A 16,220-nucleotide genomic window follows, 5' to 3' on the forward strand; every position below is an offset into this window, starting at 1 on the left:
CGCGGCGCGACGCTGCGGCTCTCACCCCGCTTGAAGCATCTCCAGTTCCAGCCAGCGGTCCTCCGCCTGCGACAGCTCGGTCTCGGCCTGGGCCAGCATGGTCGAGGCCTTGTCGAACCGCGCCGGGTCGCGGGCGTAGAGCTCGGGGTCGGCGAGGATCGTCCGGAGCTGGGCGATCGCCGCCTCCAGCTTCTCGATGCGGGCCGGCAGGGTCTTCAACTCGTGCTGGTCCTTGAAGCCGAGCTTGGGCTTGCCCGACGGCTGGGCCGCCGGAGCGGCGCGCTCGCGCGGCTCCTTGGTCTTCGGCGCGACGGTGCGCGCCTCGACGCCCTGCCCGCGCTGGACCAGCATGTCGCTGTAGCCGCCGGCATACTCGACCCACCGGCCGGCGCCCTCGGAGACCAGCACGCTGCCGACCACGCGGTCGAGGAAGTCGCGGTCGTGGCTGACCAGGATCAGCGTGCCCTGGTAGTCGCCCAGCATCTCCTGGAGCAGGTCGAGGGTCTCGAGGTCGAGGTCGTTGGTCGGCTCGTCGAGGACGAGGAGGTTGGCCGGCTGGGCCAGGGCCCGGGCGATCAGCAGCCGGTTGCGCTCGCCGCCGGACAGCACCGAGACCGGCGTGCGGGCCTGCTCGGGCGTGAACAGGAAGTCCTTGAGGTAGCCGATCACGTGGCGGCTCTGTCCGTTCACCGTGACACTGTCGCCGCGACCGCCGGTCAGCACGTCGGTGACGGTCATCCCGGGCTCCAGCACGGCGCGGGCCTGATCGAGCACCACCGGCAGCAGGTTCGTACCGAGCACGACCTGCCCGGCATCCGGCGCGAGCCGGCCCATGAGCAGGTTGATCAGGGTGCTCTTGCCCGCGCCGTTCGCCCCGACGATGCCGAGCCGGTCGCCCCGCATCACCCGCAGGGACAGGCCGTCGACGATCTTGCGCTCGCCGTAGCTCTTCGCGATGTCGCGGGCCTCGACGACGAGGCTTCCCGAGGATTCCGCGTCGGAGGCCTGCATGCTGACGCTGCCCACCGGGCGACGCACCTCGCGGCGGTTCTTGCGCAGCTCGTGCAGGTTGCCGAGCCGGCGGACATTGCGCTTGCGCCGCGCGGTGACCCCGTAGCGCAGCCAGTGCTCCTCGGCGGCGATCTTGCGGTCGAGCTTGTGCTGGTCCCGCTCCTCCTCCTCGAAGAAGGCGTCGCGCCACGCCTCGAAGCTGGAGAAGCCCTGGTCGATCCGGCGCGTCTCGCCGCGGTCGAGCCAGATCGTGGCCCGGGACAGCGCCGAGAGGAAGCGCCGGTCGTGGCTGATGAGTACGAGGGCCGCGCGGGTGCCCTTCAGCTCCGTCTCGAGCCACTCGATCGCCGGCAGGTCGAGGTGGTTGGTGGGCTCGTCGAGGAGCAGCACGTCGGGCTCCGGAGCGAGCGCCTGCGCCAGCGCGGTGCGGCGTCCCTCGCCGCCGGAGAGCTTGCTCGGATCCTCCGCGCCGGTCAGGCCGAGGCTCTCCAGCAGGTAGCGGGCGCGGTGGGTCGATTCGCCTGGCGGCAGGCCGGCCTCGACGAAGTCCAGGGTCGTGGAGAAGCCCGTGAAGTCGGGTTCCTGCGCGAGGTAGCGGATCGTCGTGCCGGGCTGGACGAATCGCCGGCCCCGGTCGGGCTCCGCGAGGCCCGCGGCGATCTTCATGAGCGTCGACTTCCCGGACCCGTTCCGGCCGACGAGGCAGGTGCGCTCGCCCGGCGCGATGGCGAGGCTCGCGCTCGTGATCAGCGGCGTGCCGCCGAAGGTGAGCGCGACGTCCTGGAGGGTGAGGAGCGGGGGAGCGGCCATGGGCCGGCTTATGGCAGCGTGGGGCGGCCTGTTCAAACGGCGCCGCCCCCGTCGATCGACTCCCGGTCAGGCGATCGGGTTGGCCGGTCCCGTCGGCGGGCTGATCTCCGGCGCGCCCGGATCGTTGACCGGGACCTCGGGCGGATGGACGCCCGGCGCCTCGGCCGGGGTGTTCCCGGGGATTTCCGGTCCGGGCGGCTGCGTCGGGGCCTGCGGCGGATCGTAGGGCCGGTCCGGCACGGGCGCCGGCTGCGGCGGAACCTCGGGGACCTGCCCCGGGTCGGCGAGCGTGAAATCGGGCACCGTTATCCTCCGCGAGACCGACGGTGCAGATCCGCACCGTTTCCGCGGAAACAAGGTCCGGCCGATCCGGTTCCGAGCCCTACTTCTTCGTCAGCAGGAGATTGCCCTCCTTGCTCGCCACCTTCTGGATCTTCTCGGCGAACAGGGCGAGCAGGAAAGGCAGCTTCACTTCGAGACGGACGCTCTCCGCGCCCACGTCGATCGTGCCGGCGATCTTCTGCGCCACCGCGGACACACCGAAATCGAGGCGGTCTCCCGTCCAGGCGAGCTGGTCCACCGTGATACCGCTCTTGGCCAGGAAGGCCCGCGCCTGATCCGTGCCGTGCTCGAGGCGCCGCTTGGCCTCGTCGCGGCCGAGGTCGTGCGGGATGTCGACGATGAGGGGCTTGGGCATGGGCGGGTGATCCGAGCTGAACCCGGCAGCAGATGGTGCGTCCGGGTCCGGCAGACAACGCCCCGGAGGCCGCCCCGCCCGCGCGGAGCGGGAGCGGGCCGGGGCGTGGAATACCCCTGAGGGCTCAGTGCACGACCTGCAGCGACACGTAGGTCGTGCCGCCCATGCCGAGGGCGCGGGCGGAGCCGCGCGACAGATCGATGATGCGGCCGCGCACGAAGGGGCCGCGGTCGTTGATGCGGACGACGACCGAGCGGCCGGTCCGCTTGTTCTCGACGCGGACCCGGGTTCCGAACGGCAGGCTGCGATGGGCGGCGGTCAGTCCGTTGGGGTTGAAACGCTCGCCGTTGGCGGTGCGATGGCCGCTCCCGTACCAGGAGGCCGCTCCGCTCTGCGCGGCGGCCGGGAGGCTTGTTCCGACGACGGTGGACAGCATTCCAAGTGAGACAACGAGCTTACCGAAACCAAACGACATTCTCGACGCATTCCCTTTGTTTTTGTCGGGGCGGCGCCAGTCGTGTCCGAAATCGGCCGGAATATGGCAGGCGTTTTCCGGTCGCTGGGGTCATATTTTGGCCGATTTCGTGCTGGTCATGCTGATTACATGAGGGCTTATTTCAGCTTATTTGCGCTCTTGTTGCGGGTGATGCATTGGCGCGTCGTTCCGTGTATTCACCAAGAACTGCCCATGTCGGCCCGCGAAGCCGCAGAATAGGATATCATTCTTAAGCCCTGCGCCGGGTGTGACCCTGCGTCCCGCTGAGGTGGAAGCGGCGGGTGCCGGGCTGCCCGCTGACGACGATGATTGTCGTGCGCGGCTGTTGCCGAAGGATAGGCCGCCGCGGCGGCGCGCGGCCCGCAACGATAGAGTGTTGTCGCCTGGTCGCGGAGGCGCGGTGCGGCGCAGTAACGGTTGCTTAACCTGTCGGATCCTTGTCCGAGCGCCCGGTCGGCAAAATCTGCAGCCCCAGAACGGGACGCGCCGGACGCGAATTCGACAACGTGACCTTTACCGTACCCGGCGCATGGTCTGCAGGTCAGTCGCGTAACCGGTGTTTGCCATGGCTTCCCCGCGTACCGTGGCTGCCGACGCCGTCGCCCGGAAACAGGTCTCGCGTGCCGGGCGGCCCGCGTCGGCGCCACGGATGGGTCTCGTACCCGCCCAGCGTTCCCTGCCCCTCGACCAGGTTCTCGTCGGGGACTGCATCGCGGCCATGAACGCCCTGCCGGCGTCGAGCGTCGACTGCGTGTTCGCCGATCCGCCCTACAATCTCCAGCTCGGCGACGCCGGCCTCCTGCGCCCGGACCAGAGTCGCGTCGACGCGGTCGACGACGACTGGGACAAGTTCGCGACCTTCGAGGCCTACGACAGCTTCACCCGGGACTGGCTCTCCGCCTGCCGGCGCGTGATGAAGCCGAACGCGACCCTCTGGGTGATCGGGTCGTACCACAACATCTTCCGGGTCGGGAGCGCGTTGCAGGATCTCGGTTACTGGATCCTCAACGACATCGTCTGGCGCAAGGCCAACCCGATGCCGAACTTCCGCGGCAAGCGCTTCACCAACGCCCACGAGACCCTGATCTGGGCCTCGCGCTCGGCCGACTCGAAGGGCTACACCTTCCATTACGAGGCGCTGAAAGGGGGCAACGAGGACCTCCAGATGCGCTCGGACTGGTTCATCCCCCTCTGCACCGGCGAGGAGCGGCTGAAGGATGCGGAGGGCCGCAAGGTCCACCCGACCCAGAAGCCCGAGGCCCTGCTCGCCCGGACGCTGCTCGCGGCGACCAATCCCGGCGACGTGGTGCTCGACCCGTTCTTCGGCACCGGCACCACCGGCGCCGTCGCCAAGCGCCTCGGCCGCCGCTTCATCGGCATCGAGCGCGAGGCGACCTACGCCGAGGCCGCCCGGGAGCGGATCGCCGCCGTGGAGACCCTGTCGAGGGCCGCCCTCATGGTGGCGCCGACCAAGCGCGCCGAGCCGCGGGTGCCGTTCCTGTCGGTGATCGAGGCGGGCCACATCCGCCCCGGCGAGACCGTGACCGACGAGCGCCGCCGGTTCCGCGCCACGGTGCGCCCGGACGGCCAGCTCGACAACGGCCTCGTCATCGGCTCGATCCACAAGATCGGCGCGCTGGTGCAGGGCCTTCCGGCCTGCAACGGCTGGACCTTCTGGCACGTGGAGCGCGGCGGCAAGCCGATGGTGATCGACACCTTCCGGGCCGGTCTCCGCCAGGCGATGGCGAACGGCTGACGCGCCGCCGTCTCTGCGAGCGCGGCGAAGCGAGCCGGTCGCGCGACGTCTCGAGGCCTCGCGCTGCCCTGGGTCGCTTCGCTGCGCTCGCGATGACGGTCGTCCTACCGCTTCCGGACCGGCCCCGGCCGCCGCGGCGATGACCGGGCCCGCGCCGGTGCGGGTGATGGCTCGACCTCCCCGTCGAACAACTCGTCCGCCTCGGGCGGCGGCGCCGGCGGCGCCTTCGGCTGAGGCTTGGGGACGGCGCGCACGCGCGGACGCGGCTCGGGATCCGGCATCGAGACCGGCGCCTCCATCGCCGCCAGCAGCGGCATCGGCGGCGGTTCCTTCCTGGGCCGCCCGCGCGGCTTCTTCTCGGGCTCCGGCTTCGGGTCGAAGGCGTGCGCCAGGACCTTGCGCATGAGGCCGGGCAGCGGCTCGTCGTCGAGGGCGCTGCGCGGCGTGAAGCGGGTGCCGGCCGGAGCCGGTGTCGCCAGCGCGACGCGGGCCACGAAGACCGTCAGCTCCAGGGGGAAGTGCGTGAAGCCGTGGCGGACCAGCCCCGGGAGCCGCTTCCACCGCGCGTCGAGCGGCGCGTCCAGCAGGGCGGCGGCGACGTCGTAATCCGGCTCCCAGGCGCTCCCCGGCGGCTCGGCCATGTTGCCGAGCAGACCCTCGGGCGGGCGTGTCCGCAGCAGCACCGCCTCGTCGCCGCTGCGGATCGCCACGAAGGCGGCGCCGCGGCGGAGCGCCCCCTTGGCGACCTTGATCTTGCGCGGGAAGCTCTCCTGCGTGCCGAGCGACCGGGCGCGGCAGGGCCGCATCCACGGGCAGAGCGCGCAGGCGGGGCGCTTGGGCGTGCAGATCGTCGCGCCGAGATCCATCAGCGCCTGGGCGAAGTCGCCCGGCCTGTCCGTCGGCACGAGCGCCTGCGTCAGGCGGCGGATCTCCGGCCGGCTCCCCGGGAGCGGGGCCTCCACCGCGTAGGCGCGGCTCAGGACCCGCTCGACATTGCCGTCGACGGCCGCCTCTTGCCGGTCGAAGGCGATCGCGGCGATCGCGCCGGCCGTGTAGGCGCCGATTCCCGGGAGCTTGCGCAGGCCCTCGGCGGTGTCGGGGAAGCGCCCGCCGGCCGCCGCGACCGTTCTGGCGCAGGCGTGGAGGTTGCGGGCCCGGGAGTAGTAGCCGAGGCCGGCCCAGGCGGACATCACCGCCTCCTCGGGGGCCTCGGCGAGGGCGAAGACGTCGGGAAAGCGCGTCAGGAAGCGCTCGAAGTACGGCCGCACCGCCGCGATGGTGGTCTGCTGCAGCATCACCTCGGACAGCCAAACCCGGTAGGGATCCGGGGCCGCGCCGGCGAGCGCCCGCCAGGGCAGCACCCGCCGATGCCGGTCGTACCAGGCGAGCAGGTCGTCGGCGCGCGGTCCGGGACCGGCTTCAGGATCCGTGGCTGTGCGAGGCGGCATGGGCAGGTCGACAGGGGTCGCGCTGAATAGCCGGAGCGCCGCGGCGATCATAGGGCGTCGAAAGCGCCGGCGCGTGCTCCCTTCGTCAACCATCCTGCGCTAACCTTCGCGGATCCACAGGGCCGGAACCACCATGGCGCGCGTCAAACCGCTGGCCGAGCTGATCGAGAGTTGCATCGGGCCGGCCTTCGCGGCGCAGGGATTCGCCTCGACCGACATCCTGGCCGCCTGGCCGGAGATCGTCGGCGAGCGGCTGGCCCGCTACTGCCGGCCGTCCAAGCTGGAATGGCCGAAGCGCCGCCGGAGCGAGTCCGCCACGCCCGAATCCGGCACGCTGGTCGTGCGCGTCGAGGGCGTCTTCGCGCTCGAGTTGCAGCATCTCGCGCCGGTGGTGATCCAGCGGATCAACGCCCATTACGGCTGGGCCTGCGTCTCCCGGATCGTGCTGCAGCAGGACCGGGTCGGGCGCGCCGGCCGGGCGCCCGCGCGCGCGCGCGTCGATCCGGCCGCCGCCGTCGAGGTCCAGCGCGCCGTGGCGGGGATCGTCGATGACGGCCTGCGCGCCGCCCTCGACCGCCTCGGCACCGCCGCCGTGGCGACGCGTCCGGAGCGGTGAACGGTCGATTCGGTCACCTTGCCAGGACGGTCGCGCCCGAGTACCGGCATCCGGACGCCACGACTGATCAATCCGGCGGAGCCTGCCCGATGACGACGCGACGCGACGCTCTCAAGTTCTCCGGCCTCGCCCTCGGCGCCGGCCTCGCCCTGCCCTATCTCGGGCGGCCTGCCCAGGCGCAGAATTCCGAGATGGCGGCCCTGCTGCAGCCGGGCCCGCTCGGCGACGTCTGGCTGGGCCCGGCGGACGCGAAGTGCACGATCATCGAGTACGCCTCGATGACCTGCTCGCACTGCGCCGCCTTCCACCGGAACACGTGGCCGACCCTCAAGGAACGCTACATCGACACCGGCAAGGTGCGGTTCACCCTGCGCGAATTTCCCCTCGACCCGCTGGCCACCGCGGCCTTCATGCTCGCGCGCTGCCAGGGCGATTCCAAGTACTACCCGATCACCGACCTGCTGTTCGACCAGCAGGCGGCCTGGGCCTTCACGCCGAAGCCCGTGGACGCGCTGGAGCAGATGCTCCGGCAGGCGGGCTACAACAAGCAGACCTTCGAGGCCTGCCTGAAGGACCAGAAGATCTACAGCGCGGTCAACGCCGTGAAGCAGCGCGGCCTCGACGTCTTCAAGGTGGATTCGACCCCGACCTTCTTCATCAACGGCGAGCGCTACACCGGCGAGATGACCGTGGAGGGCATGGAGAAGGTGATCAAGCCGATCATCGGCGCCTGATCGACCGGTCGGAGCCTCGTGCGCGGCGCGGCTCCGGCGCATCGCCCGAAGTTGGAATACCAAACTGAAATCAATTACTTACGGTGTATGGGGTTCGCCTTGACACTCAAGATAGGCGAAACTATGGTGCGCCCCGCTTGCTGGGGGTGTCCAGCCGGTTCCACAGCCTCCCGCCCGATGAGTTTTGAGCCGTGAACGGCGACGATCCGAGGGACGGGAAAGGGACCGAGCAGACGCCGACGGACAGCGAACTCTCCGCGAGGCTCAGACGTCTCGAGACGCAGATCGAACGGAAGCGGCCGCAGGCCGCTCCCGATCCTTCCACGCGCCCTCGGAACGGCGGGCCATCCTCGCTGGGCCAGGCCATGACGCTCTCCACGGAGTTCGTCGCGGGCGTGATCGCGGGGGGCATACTCGGCTGGATCGTCGATCATGTCTTCGGGACGAAGCCCTGGGGCCTGATCGTCCTCCTGATGCTGGGGTTCGTCGCGGGGGTCTACAACGTGATGCGGGTGTCGGGTTTCGCCGGCGCGCGTCCGGGACGGCGCGATCGGCAGGAGCCATAAGGCGCGCCGGTCAGTGGGGAATGTGGGGCGGCCGACACCCGTCGGCGCGCCGGACAAGAAGGGCGGAAGCGGGAATGGCGGTCACGATCGACCCGATCCATCAGTTCGAGCTGAAGCCGCTCGTTTCGCTGGGCCATATCGGCCACCAGCAGCTCGCGTTCACGCAGTCGGCCCTCTACATGTTCGCCGCCGTCGGTGTGATCGCGCTCATCACCATCGTGGCGACCGCGTCCCGCTCGATCGTTCCGGGCCGCATGCAGTCGCTGGCCGAGATCTTCTACGAGTTCATCGCCGACACCGTGCACCAGGCGACGGGCGACGGCGGCAAGCGGTTCATGCCGCTCGTGTTCTCGCTGTTCATGTTCGTGCTCGTCCTGAACCTGTTCGGGATGATCCCCTACGCCTTCGCGGTGACCAGCCACCTGATCATCACCTTCGGCCTCGCGGCGCTGGTGATCTCCACCGTGGTGATCTTCGGCGTGATGAAGCACGGCACCCACTTCTTCGGCCTGTTCGTGCCGTCGGGCGTGCCGAAGCCGCTCCTCGCGATCCTGGTGCCGATCGAGGTGATCTCGTTCATCTCGCGCCCGATCAGCCTGTCGGTCCGTCTGTTCGCCAACATGCTGGCCGGCCACATCGCGATGAAGATCTTCGCCTTCTTCGTGGTTCAGCTCCTTCTCGCGGGCGCCTGGAGCGTGCTATCGCCGCTCCCGCTGTTCCTGACGATCGCGCTGACCGCTCTCGAGTTCCTCGTTGCGGCGCTTCAGGCCTACGTCTTCGCGACGCTGACGGCGATCTACCTCAACGACGCCCTTCACCCCGGCCACTGATCGGCCGGCTCCACCCGCCGCAAACGTCATCGCACGTTTCGATCTGAAGAGACCTCAGGAGTTACCATGGATCCCGTCGCTGCGAAGTACATCGGCGCCGGCCTCGCCTGCCTCGGCATGGCGGGTGCGGGCATCGGCCTCGGCAACCTGTTCGGTCAGTTCCTCGCCGGCGCCCTTCGCAACCCGTCCGCGGCCGACGGCCAGCGCGCCACCCTGCTCCTGGGCTTCGCCCTCACCGAGGCGCTCGGCATCTTCTCGCTGCTGATCGCGCTGCTGCTGCTCTTCGCCGTCTGATCGGCGCCGGAGCCCGCGGTCCCCGCGGTCTCCTCCCGGGCTCCGGCCCGATGAACGGGTGGACGCTCCCGCGACGGGGCGTCCGCCTTCGTCCGTCACCGCGCCGGCGGTGGCCTCAGCGAACGGTGTCAGTGTAGCGGTCTCATGGCGCAGCCCAATCCCCTCACCACGCCGCCCCCGGGCGCCGACACGCAGGTCGTGCCGGGCCATGTCGAGCATACGGAAGCGCATTCGGGCGCCTTCCCGCCCTTCGAGACCTCGGGCTTCCTGGCGCAGCTGATCTGGCTCGCCCTGGCCTTCGGGCTCCTCTACTACCTGATGGACAAGATCGCGCTGCCGCGGATCCAGTCGATCCTGCACGCCCGCGCCGAGCGCCTGCGTGCCGATCTGGACCAGGCGCAGGCGATGAAGGCCGAGGCGGACGCCGCCGGCGTGGCCTTCGAGACCGCCCTCCGGGATGCCCAGGGCAAGGCGCGCGACATCGCGCAGACCACCCGGAACGAGCTGGCCGCCGAGGCCGAGACCAAGCGCAAGGCGCTGGAGGACGAGCTGAACGCCAAGCTCTCCGCCTCCGAGGCGACGATCCGCACGCGGACCGAGGCCGCCATGGGCAACGTCCGCACCATCGCGGGCGAAGCCGCGTCGGCGATCGTCGAGCGTCTGACCGGGCAGGCCCCGGACCGGACGAGCCTCGACCGCGCCCTCGACGCCACCGCACACTGACGGGATCCCACGATGCTGCTCGAAGCCGAATTCTGGGTCGCCGTCGCGTTCTTCATCTTCATGGGCATCGCCTGGAAGGTCGGCGCCTTCTCGGCGATGACCAAGGGCCTGGACGGCCGCGCCAACCGCGTCCGCCACGAGCTCGACGAGGCCAAGCGCCTGCGCGAGGAGGCCGCCGCCGTGCTGGCCGACTACAAGCGCCGCCGCGCCGAGGCCGAGAAGGAGGCCGAGGCGATCGTCGCCGGTGCCCGCGAGGAGGCCGAGCGCGCCGCCGAGGAGGGTCACCGCAAGCTGGACGATTTCCTCGCCCGCCGCACCAAGGCCGCCGAGACCAAGATCGCTCAGGCCGAGGCCCAGGCCGAGGCTCAGGTCCGCGCCGCCGCCGCGGAGGCTGCCGTGAAGGTCTCCGAGACGATCCTGCGCGAGCGGATGCAGGGCGACGCCGCCCAGAACCTGATCCGCGCGAGCCTCGGCGAGGTGCGGACCCGCATGCGCTCCTGAACCGGACGCAGCGCCGCGACGTTCGAGAAAGCCGCCTCCGGGCGGCTTTTTTCATGGGCGACGGCCCTCCCGGCGCGCGCCGATGCGGTCTCCGCCGGCGCCGGGTCGGGGGACGCGCCGCGCAAGAGGTGCTGCCGACGACGGGCGGGATCGGCGCGGCCCGCGGCGAACACCGAGGCCGTGACCGGCGTTCCCGATCGGTGAGGATGCGGAGACGTCATGGCGGAGAGACCACGGATCGTGATCGTCGGCGGCGGCGTCGCCGGGATCGAGGTGGCCACGAGCCTCGGACGCGGCGGGCGGGCCGACGTCACCCTCGCCGATCGCAGCCTCTCGCATGTCTGGAAGCCGATGCTGCACACCTTCGCGGCCGGCACCGCCCGGGCCGACCGGCAGAAGGTGGACTTCTTCGCCCAGGCGCGCCGCAACGGCTTCCGCTTCCAGCCCGGCGCCCTCGTCGGCATCGACCGGCAGGCCAGGCGCGTCCGGCTCGCGGTCGAGGCCGCGGAGGGGCTCCCGGAGGTGGAGCGCGCCTACGACCTGCTGGTGCTCGCCATCGGCAGCCGCGCCAACGATTTCGGCACGCCGGGCGTGTCCGAGCATTGCCTGACGATCGACGATCTGACCGAGGCCGAGCACTTCCACCAACAGCTGCGGTGCCATCTCCTGGCCCGGCTCGACGGCGGCGGTCTGCTGCAGATCGCCATCGTGGGCGGCGGTGCGACCGGTGTCGAGCTGGCCGCCGAGCTCAAGCACGCCATCAACCTCCTCGCCGACTACGGCTCGCCCGACCTGCCGGGGCGCCTGCGCCTGACGCTGATCGAGAGCGGGCCGCGCCTGCTGCCGGCCTTCCCCGACAAGGTCTCCCGCGCCGCCGCCCGCACGCTGTCGGATCTCGACGTGGAGGTCCGGACCGGCGCGACGGTGACGGCGGCGGACGCGCAGGGATTCGTCCTGAAGGACGGCAGCCGCATCCCGGCCGGGCTGCAGGTCTGGGCCGCCGGCGTGAAGGCGCCGGACGTGCTCGCCGGCCTCGACGGCCTGGAGCGCTCCCGGACCGGGCAGCTCGTCGTCCGCCCGGACCTGCGCACGACCCGGGATCCGGCCATCGTCGCCCTCGGCGACTGTTCAAGCCTCACCGATCCCCGGACCGGCCGACCGGTACCGGCGACCGCGCAGGCCGCCCGCCAGGAGGCGCAGCACCTCGCGCGGCATCTCGGCCGCGCGCTGGCGCGCGGGGACGGGACGGCCTCGGACCTACCGCCGTTCCACTACGTCGAGAAGGGCGCGATCGTCTCGCTGGCCGACTTCAACGGCTGGGGAACCCTCGGCCGCTACACCTTCGGCGGCGGGCACCTCAACGGGCTCTCGGCGCGGCTGACGCACGACCTCCTGTACCGGCAGCACCAGATCGGGCTCTACGGGGCGCTGCGCGGGACGATGACGTGGGTCCTCGACGATCTCGACCACCTGATCAGCCCGCCGGTGCGGCTCGACTGAGGCGGCCGGCGCGGATCCGGGGTCGCGGGGGCCGCGCCGTGCCGGCAGCGGCTCGCGCCGGCGATCCGCGTCCCGCGGCCTCAATCCGGCCGTTCGCCCTCCACCGCCTTGGTCTCCTCGACCTCGGGGGCGACCTGCCCGTAGTTCAGCACCGCCACCAGCGTCACGCCGCCGAAGGTGTTGCCGAGGAGGGTCGGCAGGAAGAACTTCACCGCGTAGTCGTGCAGCGACGCGGCGTCCGTGACCACGAGGTAGAAGGCCTCGACGGAGCCGGCCACGATGTGGGCGAGGCTGCAGAGCGCGACCAGCCACGTCATCAGGAGGATCACGAACGGCGCCGCGCTGGCGGTGGCCGGCAGGAACCAGACCATCAGGGCGATCATCCACCCGGCGAAGACGGCCTTGATGAAGGTCACCCAGAAGCCGTGCGCGATGGCGTCGTGGCTGATCTCCGCGAAGGCCCTGAGGACCGGCGGCTCGAAGGCGCCCGAATAGGCCAGCAGCGCCGCGATCGCGAGCGTTCCCAGGATGTTGCCCGACAGCACGATCATCCAGAGCCGGATGACACGGACAGCCGTCTTCACGGAGCGGTCGTGCAGCAGCGGCAGGATCGGCGTGATGGTGTTCTCGGTGAAGAGCTGCTGGCGCCCGAGAACGACGACCAGGAAGCCGACCGCGTAGCCCATCGAGCTGACGATCTTGGCCCAGTCGGTTTCCGGCAGGTGGCTGCGCAGGACGCCGGGTACGATCAGCGACAGGGCGATGCTGAGGCCGGCGGAGAACGCCGAGAGGAACAGCGCGAGGCCGTGGCGCCGCAACTCCTCGTCGCCCTCGAGACGTATGACCTCGTGCAGCACGTAGGCGTCGGGCCTGCCGATCTCGGAGACTTCCTTCAGCAGTTCGTCCCGCCGCGCCTCGGGATTGGCCCGCTTGTCCTTGTCCCGCACCATCCGACAGCTCCGCTACGCAACCCGATCGATCGGATGGGACAAGTCAGGCCGAGAGCCGCGCCAGCAGCGCCTCGACGGCGCTCCGCGCCTCGGCCAGGGCTTCGCGATCCCGGCTGCGCACGACGATCCGGTTGCGGAAGCCCTCCGGCGTGATCGCCGGATACGAGCCGATCGAGACGGCGGGCCGCGCTCTCGCGATCTCCCCGAGCCCGCCCGCGTAGGTGCCCTCCGGGAGACCGGCCGCCTCGATCGTCTCGGAGATGATCGCGGCGCCGCCCGTCAGCGTGGGGGCGATCGAGTCCAGCATGGCCTGCATGATGCTGGGCACGCCGGCCATCACGTGGACGTTCCCGATGCGGAAGCCCGGCGCCTTCGAGACGGGATTGGCGATGAGGTCGGCCCCGAACGGGATCCGCGCCATGCGCAGGCGCGCCTCGTTGAGATCCTCGGGCCTGTGCCGCTCCAGCAGCATCGCCCGGGCGCGCTCGTCGACGTCGATGCCGACCCCGAAGGCCTCGGCCACGCAATCGGCGGTGATGTCGTCGTGGGTCGGGCCGATCCCGCCGGTGGTGAACAGGTAGGTGTAGCGGCTGCGCAGGGCATTGACCGCCTCGACGATCATGGCGGCCTCGTCGGGCACGATCCGCACCTCGCGCAGGTCGATCCCGGCGGCGGTGAGGAAGTCGGCGATCGTGCCGATGTTCTTGTCCTTGGTTCGACCCGAGAGGATCTCATCGCCGATGACGAGGATAGCGGCGGTGACGGATTCAGAAGGCTGGCTCATGGGTCTCTGGTGTCGGGCGGATCCGGCAGGCACATAGCGCAACCGCCGCCCCCGACTACGTGAACCCCGAGGACCCCATGCAGTTCGCCGCGCCGCTCGTGCCGGGACGGCTCGTGCAGCGCTACAAGCGCTTCCTGGCCGACATCGACACCGACGACGGCCGCGTCACCGTCCACTGCCCCAATCCCGGAGCCATGCTCGGGCTGAACGCGCCGGGTGCCCGCGTGCTGCTGTCGCGCTCGTCCAACCCGGCGCGCAAGCTCCCGCTCACGTGGGAACTGGTCGAGGCCGAGCTCCCCGGCGGGGCGCAGTGGGTCGGCATCAACACGCAGCGGCCGAACGCGCTCGTCGCCGAGGCCTTCCGGGCCGGCGCGATCGCGGCGCTCGCCGGCCACGACGCGCTGAGGCCCGAGGTGCGCTACGCCGAGGCCAGCCGGGTCGATTTCCTCGCGAGCGGCGCGGAGGCCGGGCCCTGCCACGTCGAGGTCAAGAACTGCCACCTGATGCGGCGGGCGGGTCTGGCCGAGTTCCCGGACTGCAAGGCCGCCCGCAGCGCCCGGCACATGCGCGACCTGGCCCAGGTCGTGGCCGACGGCGGCCGGGCGCTCGTGGTCATCGTCGTGCAGATGCGGGCCGAGGCCTTCGACGTCGCCCGGGACATCGATCCGGCCTTCGACCGGGCGTTCCGGGAGGCGCGCGCGGCGGGCGTCGCGGTCAGGGCCTACCGCTGCGCCGTCGGGCCGGAGGGCGTCGCCATCGCCGAGGAGATCCCGGTGATCACGCCGCCCTGACGGCGCCGCGCTCGAACATCAGGTTGAGCCGCGAGCGCGCGATCTCGTGGTAGCCGTAGCTCGCCAAGTGCTGCAGCAGGTCGAGCTGCCACTGGCCGGTGCCGTTCTCGACCAGAAGGATCCGCGGCAGGAGCGCGTCCGGCGCCTCGCGGAGGAACGGCTCCAGGATCAGGTCCTCGGCGCCCTCGACGTCGAGCTTGATGGCGTCGACCCGGGTCAGGCCCTCGCTGTGCAGCAGGTCGAGCAGCGTCACCGCCGGCACGGTGATCCGCGCGCCCTCGTTGGTGCCGACGATGCGCAGGCTCGACTCGCCGCGGTTGCGCGGATCGATGAACAGGGTGAGCTCGCCGGCCTTGTCGGCCACCGCGCAGGCGACCGCCTTGACGGTGTGGAACGGGTTCTGGGCGATATTGTAGGTCAGGCGATCGAACACGTCGGGCTGCGGCTCGACCGCCACGATCCGCGCGCCCGGGCCCGAGAAGGCGGCGACGCAGAGGGCGTAGGCGCCGACATTGGCGCCGATGTCGAGGAACACGCAGTCCTGCGGCAGGCGCTCCCGGAGCAGCGCCCGCTCCTCCGGATCGAAGAACTGCGGGGTGAAGAGCACCTTCTTCTCGCAGTTGTTGTTGTAGGGGTGCAGCCGCATCCGCGCGCCGTAGCGGGTCACGTCGAGGGGCTTGCCGCCGAGCCGCGCGATGGCGATCCGGCGCAGGAACAGCGCGAGGCGCCGCCCGTACCAGGACTCGGCCGGGATCCGGTTCGTGCGGCGGGTGATCGCCGCCACGAGACCGGACGGTTCGTAGGTGCCGTAGGGCTGCGTGTCCGTCATGACCGGGGCGGTTTGCCAGCCGGCGCCGCGACCCGCAAGCGGATCGATCCGCGTTGCTCCCGCGCGCCCGGGTGGTCTAAGCCGTGGCCGAGCTTGATGAACACAGGTTGCGCGGCATGGAGTCCTTCAATTCCGACGGCGTGCGGATCGCCTATATCGACGTGCCGCCGGCGGAGGGGGCCGGCAAGCCGATCCTGCTGATCCACGGCTTCGCGTCGAACCACGCGGTCAACTGGGTCAACACCCAGTGGGTGAAGGCCCTGACCCAGGCGGGCTACCGCGCGATCGCGCTGGACAACCGCGGCCACGGCGAGAGCGAGAAGCTCTACGACCCGGCCGCCTACAGCTCCGAGGCGATGGCCGGCGACGCGATCCGGCTCCTCGACCATCTCGGCATCGCGCGCGCCCACGTCATGGGCTACTCGATGGGCGGGCGGATCACCGCCCATATCGCGCTGGACCACGCGGACCGGGTGCGCTCGGCCCTGATCGGCGGCCTCGGGATGCACCTGATCGAGGGCAAGGGCCTGCCGTCCGGCATCGCCGAGGCGCTGGAGGCGCCGGCCGGCACGCCCGCGCCGAACCCGACGGCCGCGGCCTTCCGCATGTTCGCCGAGCAGACCCGGAGCGACCTGCGGGCGCTCGCCGCCTGCATGCGCGGCTCGCGCCAGACGCTCAGCCGGGGGGAGCTCGCGCAGATCGAGGTGCCGGTCCTGGTCTCGGTCGGGACCCTCGACACGGTCGCGGGCTCGGGCCCGGGGCTCGCCGCCCTGATCCCGGACGCCCGGGCCCTCGAGATCGAGGGCAAGGACCACTCCACGGCGGTCGGCGCCAAGCCGCACCGGGACGGGGTGCTGGCCTTCCTGGCCGCGCAGCCGTGAGGC

Annotated in this window: 19 protein-coding genes; 11 read left to right on the forward strand and 8 right to left on the reverse strand. The window is 71.1% G+C overall.

What is annotated here, in order from left to right; translation table 11 throughout:
* Window positions 1–21: 21 nt before the first annotated feature.
* The 4 genes from ACTJK8_RS07330 to ACTJK8_RS07345 form a co-directional block, all read right to left on the reverse strand.
* Complete coding sequence (locus ACTJK8_RS07330) at window positions 22–1,821, reverse strand: ATP-binding cassette domain-containing protein (RefSeq protein WP_024830997.1); 1,800 nt, start codon at window positions 1,819–1,821, stop codon at window positions 22–24.
* Between the two features lie 66 nt (window positions 1,822–1,887).
* Window positions 1,888–2,124: a hypothetical protein gene (locus ACTJK8_RS07335; protein WP_012317726.1), complete on the reverse strand. Its 237-nt coding sequence runs from the start codon at window positions 2,122–2,124 to the stop codon at window positions 1,888–1,890.
* Between the two features lie 79 nt (window positions 2,125–2,203).
* Window positions 2,204–2,518, reverse strand: a complete 315-nt coding sequence (locus tag ACTJK8_RS07340) for a polyhydroxyalkanoic acid system family protein (protein WP_012317725.1) — start codon at window positions 2,516–2,518, stop codon at window positions 2,204–2,206.
* Window positions 2,519–2,642: 124 nt separating this feature from the next.
* Complete coding sequence (locus ACTJK8_RS07345) at window positions 2,643–2,993, reverse strand: septal ring lytic transglycosylase RlpA family protein (RefSeq protein ID WP_012317724.1); 351 nt, start codon at window positions 2,991–2,993, stop codon at window positions 2,643–2,645.
* A gap of 586 nt (window positions 2,994–3,579) precedes the next feature.
* On the opposite strand from ACTJK8_RS07345, the gene ACTJK8_RS07350 reads away from it, so the two are divergent.
* A complete protein-coding gene (locus tag ACTJK8_RS07350; RefSeq protein ID WP_440761756.1) occupies window positions 3,580–4,770 on the forward strand; it encodes a site-specific DNA-methyltransferase in 1,191 nt (396 codons plus the stop codon).
* A 104-nt stretch (window positions 4,771–4,874) separates the two neighbouring features.
* Here the strand turns inward: ACTJK8_RS07350 and mutY are convergent, their stop codons facing one another.
* Window positions 4,875–6,218: an A/G-specific adenine glycosylase gene (mutY, locus tag ACTJK8_RS07355; RefSeq protein WP_058607355.1), complete on the reverse strand. Its 1,344-nt coding sequence runs from the start codon at window positions 6,216–6,218 to the stop codon at window positions 4,875–4,877.
* 133 nt (window positions 6,219–6,351) lie between these two features.
* Here mutY and ACTJK8_RS07360 point away from each other — a divergent pair, with 133 nt between their 5' ends.
* From ACTJK8_RS07360 to ACTJK8_RS07395, 8 genes are all read left to right on the forward strand, one after another.
* The gene (locus ACTJK8_RS07360; protein ID WP_012317721.1) at window positions 6,352–6,834 is read left to right on the forward strand and encodes a DUF721 domain-containing protein; all 483 of its coding nucleotides are present in this window, start codon (window positions 6,352–6,354) and stop codon (window positions 6,832–6,834) included.
* 89 nt (window positions 6,835–6,923) lie between these two features.
* The gene (locus tag ACTJK8_RS07365; protein WP_012317720.1) at window positions 6,924–7,568 is read left to right on the forward strand and encodes a DsbA family protein; all 645 of its coding nucleotides are present in this window, start codon (window positions 6,924–6,926) and stop codon (window positions 7,566–7,568) included.
* 191 nt (window positions 7,569–7,759) lie between these two features.
* On the forward strand, window positions 7,760–8,134 hold the full coding sequence (locus tag ACTJK8_RS07370) for an AtpZ/AtpI family protein (RefSeq protein ID WP_012317719.1): 375 nt from the start codon (window positions 7,760–7,762) through the stop codon (window positions 8,132–8,134).
* Window positions 8,135–8,208: 74 nt separating this feature from the next.
* Window positions 8,209–8,964 carry a F0F1 ATP synthase subunit A gene (locus ACTJK8_RS07375; protein WP_012317718.1) on the forward strand — a complete coding sequence of 252 codons (756 nt, stop codon included), beginning with the start codon at window positions 8,209–8,211 and terminating at the stop codon, window positions 8,962–8,964.
* A gap of 66 nt (window positions 8,965–9,030) precedes the next feature.
* Window positions 9,031–9,258, forward strand: a complete 228-nt coding sequence (locus ACTJK8_RS07380) for a F0F1 ATP synthase subunit C (protein WP_007566773.1) — start codon at window positions 9,031–9,033, stop codon at window positions 9,256–9,258.
* A 144-nt stretch (window positions 9,259–9,402) separates the two neighbouring features.
* Complete coding sequence (locus ACTJK8_RS07385) at window positions 9,403–9,981, forward strand: F0F1 ATP synthase subunit B family protein (protein WP_012317717.1); 579 nt, start codon at window positions 9,403–9,405, stop codon at window positions 9,979–9,981.
* Window positions 9,982–9,996: 15 nt separating this feature from the next.
* Window positions 9,997–10,482: a F0F1 ATP synthase subunit B family protein gene (locus ACTJK8_RS07390; protein WP_174805088.1), complete on the forward strand. Its 486-nt coding sequence runs from the start codon at window positions 9,997–9,999 to the stop codon at window positions 10,480–10,482.
* 219 nt (window positions 10,483–10,701) lie between these two features.
* Entirely contained in the window at window positions 10,702–11,982 is a 1,281-nt protein-coding gene (locus tag ACTJK8_RS07395; protein ID WP_440761757.1) for an NAD(P)/FAD-dependent oxidoreductase, read from the forward strand.
* Between the two features lie 80 nt (window positions 11,983–12,062).
* Here ACTJK8_RS07395 and ACTJK8_RS07400 read toward each other — a convergent pair whose 3' ends face one another.
* Both ACTJK8_RS07400 and ACTJK8_RS07405 read right to left on the reverse strand, forming a co-directional pair.
* A complete protein-coding gene (locus tag ACTJK8_RS07400; protein ID WP_012317714.1) occupies window positions 12,063–12,932 on the reverse strand; it encodes a formate/nitrite transporter family protein in 870 nt (289 codons plus the stop codon).
* A 43-nt stretch (window positions 12,933–12,975) separates the two neighbouring features.
* The gene (locus ACTJK8_RS07405) at window positions 12,976–13,716 is read right to left on the reverse strand and encodes a competence/damage-inducible protein A (protein ID WP_012317713.1); all 741 of its coding nucleotides are present in this window, start codon (window positions 13,714–13,716) and stop codon (window positions 12,976–12,978) included.
* Between the two features lie 77 nt (window positions 13,717–13,793).
* On the opposite strand from ACTJK8_RS07405, the gene sfsA reads away from it, so the two are divergent.
* Window positions 13,794–14,507, forward strand: coding sequence for a DNA/RNA nuclease SfsA (gene sfsA / locus ACTJK8_RS07410; protein WP_012317712.1), 714 nt, complete (start codon window positions 13,794–13,796; stop codon window positions 14,505–14,507).
* Here the strand turns inward: sfsA and ACTJK8_RS07415 are convergent.
* Window positions 14,494–15,336, reverse strand: a complete 843-nt coding sequence (locus ACTJK8_RS07415; RefSeq protein WP_012317711.1) for an FkbM family methyltransferase — start codon at window positions 15,334–15,336, stop codon at window positions 14,494–14,496. The two genes, sfsA and ACTJK8_RS07415, sit on opposite strands and share 14 nt — an antisense overlap.
* Window positions 15,337–15,452: 116 nt before the next feature.
* Here ACTJK8_RS07415 and ACTJK8_RS07420 point away from each other — a divergent pair, with 116 nt between their 5' ends.
* Window positions 15,453–16,217 (forward strand): alpha/beta fold hydrolase, encoded by a 765-nt coding sequence (locus ACTJK8_RS07420; protein WP_012317710.1) that lies wholly within the window; start codon window positions 15,453–15,455, stop codon window positions 16,215–16,217.
* Window positions 16,218–16,220: the final 3 nt, after the last annotated feature.

The organism is Methylobacterium sp. 22177 (genome assembly GCF_052045615.1).
In the GTDB taxonomy this organism is placed as follows: domain Bacteria; phylum Pseudomonadota; class Alphaproteobacteria; order Rhizobiales; family Beijerinckiaceae; genus Methylobacterium; species Methylobacterium radiotolerans.

Bases quoted from the DNA above. Each gene is read 5' to 3' on its own strand.
- ACTJK8_RS07330 (WP_024830997.1), bottom strand. From the start codon at position 1,821: ATGGCCGCTCCCCCGCTCCTCACCCTCCAGGACGTCGCGCTCACCTTC.
- ACTJK8_RS07340 (WP_012317725.1), bottom strand. From the start codon at position 2,518: ATGCCCAAGCCCCTCATCGTCGACATCCCGCACGACCTCGGCCGCGAC.
- ACTJK8_RS07345 (WP_012317724.1), bottom strand. From the start codon at position 2,993: ATGTCGTTTGGTTTCGGTAAGCTCGTTGTCTCACTTGGAATGCTGTCC.
- ACTJK8_RS07350 (WP_440761756.1), top strand. From the start codon at position 3,580: ATGGCTTCCCCGCGTACCGTGGCTGCCGACGCCGTCGCCCGGAAACAG.
- mutY (WP_058607355.1), bottom strand. From the start codon at position 6,218: ATGCCGCCTCGCACAGCCACGGATCCTGAAGCCGGTCCCGGACCGCGC.
- ACTJK8_RS07360 (WP_012317721.1), top strand. From the start codon at position 6,352: ATGGCGCGCGTCAAACCGCTGGCCGAGCTGATCGAGAGTTGCATCGGG.
- ACTJK8_RS07365 (WP_012317720.1), top strand. From the start codon at position 6,924: ATGACGACGCGACGCGACGCTCTCAAGTTCTCCGGCCTCGCCCTCGGC.
- ACTJK8_RS07375 (WP_012317718.1), top strand. From the start codon at position 8,209: ATGGCGGTCACGATCGACCCGATCCATCAGTTCGAGCTGAAGCCGCTC.
- ACTJK8_RS07380 (WP_007566773.1), top strand. From the start codon at position 9,031: ATGGATCCCGTCGCTGCGAAGTACATCGGCGCCGGCCTCGCCTGCCTC.
- ACTJK8_RS07385 (WP_012317717.1), top strand. From the start codon at position 9,403: ATGGCGCAGCCCAATCCCCTCACCACGCCGCCCCCGGGCGCCGACACG.
- ACTJK8_RS07395 (WP_440761757.1), top strand. From the start codon at position 10,702: ATGGCGGAGAGACCACGGATCGTGATCGTCGGCGGCGGCGTCGCCGGG.
- ACTJK8_RS07400 (WP_012317714.1), bottom strand. From the start codon at position 12,932: ATGGTGCGGGACAAGGACAAGCGGGCCAATCCCGAGGCGCGGCGGGAC.
- ACTJK8_RS07405 (WP_012317713.1), bottom strand. From the start codon at position 13,716: ATGAGCCAGCCTTCTGAATCCGTCACCGCCGCTATCCTCGTCATCGGC.
- sfsA (WP_012317712.1), top strand. From the start codon at position 13,794: ATGCAGTTCGCCGCGCCGCTCGTGCCGGGACGGCTCGTGCAGCGCTAC.
- ACTJK8_RS07415 (WP_012317711.1), bottom strand. From the start codon at position 15,336: ATGACGGACACGCAGCCCTACGGCACCTACGAACCGTCCGGTCTCGTG.
- ACTJK8_RS07420 (WP_012317710.1), top strand. From the start codon at position 15,453: ATGGAGTCCTTCAATTCCGACGGCGTGCGGATCGCCTATATCGACGTG.